The 6,137-nt window shown below is 67.7% G+C and carries 6 protein-coding genes and 1 pseudogene; 5 read left to right on the forward strand and 2 right to left on the reverse strand.

Features of this window, described 5'->3' with window-relative positions:
• Positions 1-14: 14 nt before the first annotated feature.
• Positions 15-1,523: a methyl-accepting chemotaxis protein gene (locus SD626R_RS01065; RefSeq protein ID WP_092562275.1), complete on the reverse strand. Its 1,509-nt coding sequence runs from the start codon at positions 1,521-1,523 to the stop codon at positions 15-17.
• 187 nt (positions 1,524-1,710) lie between these two features.
• Between SD626R_RS01065 and SD626R_RS01070 the strand changes: the two genes are divergently transcribed.
• Together SD626R_RS01070 and SD626R_RS01075 are read left to right on the forward strand one after the other, a co-directional pair.
• Positions 1,711-2,805 carry an archaeosine biosynthesis radical SAM protein RaSEA gene (locus tag SD626R_RS01070; protein ID WP_092562278.1) on the forward strand — a complete coding sequence of 365 codons (1,095 nt, stop codon included), beginning with the start codon at positions 1,711-1,713 and terminating at the stop codon, positions 2,803-2,805.
• A 172-nt stretch (positions 2,806-2,977) separates the two neighbouring features.
• Positions 2,978-3,181, forward strand: coding sequence for a DUF8106 domain-containing protein (locus tag SD626R_RS01075; RefSeq protein WP_092562281.1), 204 nt, complete (start codon positions 2,978-2,980; stop codon positions 3,179-3,181).
• A 35-nt stretch (positions 3,182-3,216) separates the two neighbouring features.
• On the opposite strand, the gene SD626R_RS01080 is transcribed toward SD626R_RS01075, so the two are convergent.
• Positions 3,217-4,056, reverse strand: a complete 840-nt coding sequence (locus SD626R_RS01080; protein ID WP_092562284.1) for a 5-formyltetrahydrofolate cyclo-ligase — start codon at positions 4,054-4,056, stop codon at positions 3,217-3,219.
• A gap of 142 nt (positions 4,057-4,198) precedes the next feature.
• Here SD626R_RS01080 and SD626R_RS01085 point away from each other — a divergent pair, with 142 nt between their 5' ends.
• The 3 genes and pseudogenes from SD626R_RS01085 to SD626R_RS01095 all read left to right on the forward strand — a co-directional run.
• Positions 4,199-4,909, forward strand: coding sequence for a DUF4013 domain-containing protein (locus SD626R_RS01085; RefSeq protein ID WP_092562287.1), 711 nt, complete (start codon positions 4,199-4,201; stop codon positions 4,907-4,909).
• Positions 4,910-4,991: 82 nt separating this feature from the next.
• Positions 4,992-5,612, forward strand: a complete 621-nt coding sequence (gene engB / locus SD626R_RS01090; protein ID WP_092562290.1) for a GTP-binding protein EngB — start codon at positions 4,992-4,994, stop codon at positions 5,610-5,612.
• Positions 5,613-5,758: 146 nt separating this feature from the next.
• Positions 5,759-5,965 (forward strand): annotated as a pseudogene (locus tag SD626R_RS01095) (hypothetical protein); the annotation flags it as partial.
• Positions 5,966-6,137 lie beyond the last annotated feature (172 nt).

Raw genomic sequence — 6,137 nt, forward strand, 5'->3', positions numbered from 1 at the left:
ACACCGCCGGTATCTCACGGATCAATCAGCGTGACATCGTCGGCCGCGCCACGGTAGAACGATCGTAACTGCTCCGGGACCGCCGCCTCGTCGACGACGTTCACGACGAGATCGTCGTCGCCGAGAGTGTCGCCGTCGTTGTCGTAGGTGTTCTCTCGGACCGCCGCCTCTCCCATCAGGTCGAGCTCGCCGGCGATGTTGCCGATCACGACGCAGGGGCGGTCTCGCGCGGCGGCGATCCGGTCGTTCGCCGCCGAGAGAGTGGTCGCCGTCACGTCGATGACGTTCTCGTCCGAGGCCCACGTTCCGAATAGATCGAGTACGAACAGCCGGTCGGTCGCGAGCGCGTCGGTCAGCGTGATGTCGGCCTCGCGGCGTAGCACCGACCGGAGCGTCGCCCGATCGAGGCTGGCGGGCGGCGAGAGCGAGACGGCCCAACCGGCGTCGATCGCGGACGCACACAGCCTCGCGACCGCCTCGTCGATCGTTCCCTCGTCGTTTTCGTCCGGCCCGTCCCGATCGGTCACGATCACGTTTCGGGAGCCGGCCGGCAGACCGCCGGCGTCGTCGAAGGCGTCGATTCCGGTCGGGACTCGCGGTGCGCGAGCGAGCCGATCGTCACGGTGACGACGAGCCGACGACAACGCGTCGTCGATCTCCGCGAGCAGGTCGGTCATCTGCGCGCGGTCGTCGCCGATACGGCCCACCGCGACCTCTATCTCGCCGGCGACCTCCGCCGTGTTGCGGGTGCGGTCCGCGACCCGTGAACTGGCTTCGGCACCCTGCGAGACAGCGTCAGACACCTCTTCGACTCCGGTCGCGGCCGACCGTACCGCATCGTCGACGACATCCAGTTCGGACTCTGCGGCCTCCACCGACTCGGTACCGCTCTCGACTGCCGCGACCGCGTCGTCGAGCGCGTCGCTCACGTCGTCGGTGACGCTTCGGACCTCCTCGACCGCGGTTTCAATCTCTTCGGTCCGCGACCGCGACTCGGCGGCGAGCGACTTGATCTCGTCGGCGACGACGCCGAACCCTTGGCCGGCCTCGCTCGCCCTGGCCGCCTCTATCGAGGCGTTGAGCGCCAGCAGATTGGTCTCGTCGGCGATCCGGTCGATGACGTCGACCACCTCGTCGATCCGACCGACCTGCGCTTCGAGCGCCGCCATCCGATCCGCCACCCGGTTCGTGGCCGCCGTGGCCTGAGCCATGGCGGCCGCAGCCTCGTCCGTCGCCTCTCGCCCGGACGTTGCCGCCTCGGCCGCTCGATCGGTGGTTCGGCTCACCTCGTCGGCGCTGGCGGCGACCTCCTGAACCGTCGCGCTCAGGTCCGTGACGTCCTCCGCCACCGCTTCCATGTCCTCGACCTGCGTGCTCGCCGCGTCGCCGATCTCGGCCAGCTGTCGGTCGACCGACTGAGAGGTCGCGTGTACGACGCCGACGGCCCCCTGTGCGTTAGCGATGAGCCCGTCTTCGATCTCCGCGTGTGCGTCCTCGGTTGTGTCCGGGTGATCCGTTGACATTCAACATTGTGTTAGACGAGGATATGACACAAAAGTGTTCAGTCTCTTGATTGATAATCATGAATTTCTCTCGAAACGACAGCGATCGTCAGTGAATAAGCGAGAAGAACAGTCATTCAGTGAGTTTTGTGTTCCGGTTGCAGAACGTGACGACACCGCTTTACGCGCTCGTCCGCTTCTCCCGGTAATGAGCAAGCCGAGCCCCGACGCGTACGAGCAGGGGCGCGGGATGGACGCGCACAACGCCGTGATGCGCGACATCCGCGCCGAGCGCTCGGAGACGTACGACCCGACGCAGCCGACCCGCGTGTGGATCGACGAGGACAACACGCCCGACGGCGTCGTGAACTCCCTCACGATCATCCTCAACACCGGCGGCTGCCGGTGGGCCCGCGCCGGCGGCTGCACGATGTGCGGCTACGTCGCCGAGTCGGTCGAGGGCGGCAGCGTGAGCCACGAGGCGCTGATGAACCAGATCGAGGTGTGCCTCGACCACGAGGCCGAGGAGGCCGATCGGCCCGCCGAGCTGATCAAGATCTACACCTCCGGCTCGTTCCTCGACGAGCGCGAGGTCCCCGCGGAGACCCGACGCGCCATCGCCGAGACGTTCGCGGACCGCGACCGGATCGTGGTGGAGTCACTGCCGGACTTCGTGAGCCGGGAGAAGATCGGCGACTTCGCCGACCACGGGATCGCGACCGACGTGGCCGTCGGGCTGGAGACCGCGACCGACCGCGTCCGCCACGACTGCGTGAACAAGTACTTCGACTTCGCCGACTTCGAGGACGCCTGCGCCGAGGCCGCCGCCGCGGACGCCGAGTTCGACGCGGACGTGGGGATCAAGGCGTACCTCCTCATGAAGCCGCCGTTCCTCGCGGAGCCGGAGGCGGCCGCCGACATGATCGACTCGATCCGGCGCTGCGCCGACGTGGACGGCTGCCACACCGTCTCGATGAACCCGACGAACGTCCAGCGGTACACGATGGTCGACGAGCTGTTCTTCGAGGGCGGCTACCGCCCGCCGTGGCTCTGGTCGGTCGCTCACGTCCTGGAGGAGACGGCCGACGTCGACGCCATCGTCGTTTCCGACCCCGTCGGCCACGGCTCCGACCGGGGCGCGCACAACTGCGGCGAGTGCGACGACCGCGTCCAGACCGCGATCAAGGATTTCGACAAACGGCAGGACCGGAGCGTCTTCTCGCAGGTCTCCTGCGACTGCGAGGCGACGTGGGAGCACGTGATGGAGTCGGAGACGAGCTACAACATGCCGCTGGCGCGCTAGGGGCCGATCGATCCCGTACGACGGTGGCAGAACCCGATCAGTTCGGTTCGGATTCCCGAAACGACCGTTTCGTTTCGAAACGCGAATCGACGCGTTCCCGGGTTATAATTCGGAATATATCGAACGATCGGGCCGGACAAGACCCATATACGTCGGGACAATACATATGAATATGAACGCAGTCGCCAGCGGTCCCCGGTCGTCCCCCCGGAAGTCGGTCCTCTTCTGTGCCGAGTGTAGCTTCCAGAACCCCGTCCCGGAGGGGTGGCTCGTCGTCAGCGACGGCGACGAGCGCACCATCGTCTGCCCCGAGTGCGGTCACGTGGCCGACCACCGCACGGAGCGGTCCGCGCCGTCGCCGAAGCGCGCGGACTGAGCGGTCGCCGGTCGACGCCCGACGGTCGAGTCACCCTACTTTCGCCCCGGCGCCCGCTCCGCGAGGACCGGAATCTCTTCCAGCTTTTCCGAGTCGAGCGCGTCCCAGTCGATTCCGCTCGGTCGGTCGTACGGCGTCTCGGTCCGGACCGTTCGCTCCGGCGTGACGACCAGGTCGAGCGGGACGTCGTGCGCGTCGGGTTCGGGGAGGTCCGCAGCGTCAGCCACGGGGGATTCGGGACCGTCGATCACGGACAGCTCGTGGACCGTGGTCGCGACCGCCGTGTCGGCGTCGCCGGACTGCGTCCGGCTGTCACCGGGCGAAGCCCGGTTGCCCGAGGGACTCTGTCCCTCGCTGCCAGGGGCGCGCTGCGCCTCGCTGTCGACCGCGCCGAGCTCGCTGAGTACGCCCCACTCCAGGTCGCTATACCCCTCGCCCTTCCCGATCCGGGCGCCGTCGGTCGTGACGCCGACCGAGCCGGCGACCACGAGGTCGACGTGGGGGACGTCTCCGGGAGCCGTCGGCGTCCCGTACTCGGAGATTCCGGAGACGGTCGTCGCGTCGCCGACTTCCTCGGGCGGTATCTCGGCCGGGTCGAGCCGGAGGAAGGGGTCCGGATCGCGGAGCCGGGGCTGCGCGACGTACACCGTCTTGCCGGCGCGGAGCGCGGCGCGCCTGACCGGGAGCTGGGGCGCGTCGGGGTTGCACTTGAGCGTCTCGGTGCCCGCCCACTCGTCGGTCTCGGTCAGACGCTCGCACGCCGCGTCCGCGCCGGCGAAGTTCGGGATCCGGTCGTGCGGCGGGAACGGGAACCGCGCCTGGTCGCCCGCCTCGAAGGCGTCCCAGACGGCCTCGCGGACGATCTGTTTGTCCATGTCGAAGTGACGTCGGCGGGCGACAAGTAGCCGACGGAACCGGAGCCGACGCGGCTCCCATCTCATCGTCGGCTGACACGATCGAGTCCCGTCGGCGACCGTGTCGCCATTTTTATATATCAGATCGGTGTTCAGTTCGGACATGATCGAAGACGGGCTGTCGTATCCGATGCGCGAGGACTGGGTCGGACGGATCGTCATCGGCGGCGTCCTGGGGCTGCTCTCGGTGTTCGTGATCCCGACGTTCGCCGTCTTCGGCTACCTCGTCAGGGTGCTGGAGCGGACGGTGGCGGGCGACGACGTGCCCCCGGCGTTCGACGACTGGGGCGACCTGCTGGCGAAGGGCGTGGTCGCGGTGCTCATCGCGCTCGCGTACTCGGTCGTTCCGCTGATCGCGTACGGGGTCGTCGTCTCGGTGGTCGTCGGGATCGGGTCCGGAATCGGGGGCGACCTCGGCGCGCTGATCGGCCTCACCGGCGCGCTGCTCGCGGTGGCCTTCGTCCCCGTGCTGTTCTTCATCTACTACGCGGTCCCGGCGGCGCTCACGGCGTACGCGGTCCGCGGCGAGGTGAGCGCGGCCTTCGACGCGGGGCTCCTCAAGCCGACGCTGTTCAGCGCGGAGTACCTCCTCGCCGTGTTGATGCCGCTCCTGATCTCGGTCGGCGTCTTCCTCGTCTCCGTCGTTCTCCTCGTGACTATCGTCGGCGCGGTGTTGGTTCCGTTCGTCCAGTTCTACGGTCAGGTCGCCGTCTTCCGGATGTTCGGATCGGCGTTCGCGGCCGTCAACGACCGCATCGAGGACCCGGCCGGCCCCGAGGCGGACGGGGTCGGCGACGGCGGCGTGGCGGTCTGACCGCGACGACGTCGACGCGTCCGTCCGGATTCGGCACGTCGACGACGCGCCTTTTAAACCGCTCAGTCGCCCATGGGCGCGTATGTTCGAAGACCGGCCGGACCGCGACGCCGAGGTCGTCCTCGTGGGGCGCTCGAACGTCGGCAAGTCCACGCTGATGCGCGAGCTGACGGGCCACGACTTCTCGACCGGCGGGAAGCCGGGCGTCACCCGGCAGCCGAACCACTTCGACTGGGCCAGCGAGAGCTTCATGTTCACCGACCTCCCCGGGTTCGGCTTCATGTCCGGCGTCGAGGAGGAGCACCGCGAGCAGATCAAGACGAACATCGTTCACTACCTGGAGGAGAACGCCGACTCCATTCTGGCCGGCGTCGTCGTGATGGACGGCAAGGCCGCCGTCGACATCATCGATCGCCACGCCGAGCGCGGGAACGTCCCCCACGACGTGGAAATGTACGGCTTCTTGGAGGACGTCGGCGTCGAGCCCATCGTCGCCGTCAACAAGACCGACAAGATCGACGACCTCGACGAGCGGCTCGACGAGATCTGCGACCGCTTGGGGCTTTACCCGCCGTGGCAGCAGTGGTCGGACCGGATCGCGCCGATGTGTGCGAAGCGGGGGGATATCGAGGCGTTAGAGGAATGTCTGCGAACGCGGTTCCACGGGCACAACCGCGACGACCTGCTGAAGTTCGTCTCGTAAGTGTCTCCCGTCGTCCCCGTCGAACGCCTTCCGTTCTGTCACTCTCAGATATCGAACAACGGTTCCTGTCCGGACTCACGACGGCGCACGGTCGATTTCGATTGCTCGATCGCCTCCCGTGAGCCGTCCTCGACCCCCACAAGCTTATGCCCGGCCTCGCCGTGGCCCCGGACATGACTACGCCATTCGCCGAGCTCGCAGCGTCGACGCCCCTCCAGGCCGGGATCCTCGCCAGCCCGACCGGACAGCTGCTCGCCGCGCTCGTCGCCGCGGCGATCGTGATCGTCCTCGGGAAGTTCGTGTTGAAGCTCGCGTGGCGACTCGTCACGATCGGCATCGTCGTCGTCGCCGCCTCAGATGACGCCGAGGACCGTCAGCAGGTAGGCGGCGAAACCGGCACGAAACGAGAAAACGCGGCCGCGAGGCCGGTCGGTAGAGAACGGTTCCGGAGCGGGCCTACTGGAACGCCGCGCCGGGCTCGGCTTCCGTGCGGTCGACGTCCGACCGCTTGAACTGCTTTTCTAT

The organism is Halorubrum sp. SD626R, from assembly GCF_001261915.1.
Taxonomy (GTDB): Archaea; Halobacteriota; Halobacteria; order Halobacteriales; family Haloferacaceae; genus Halorubrum.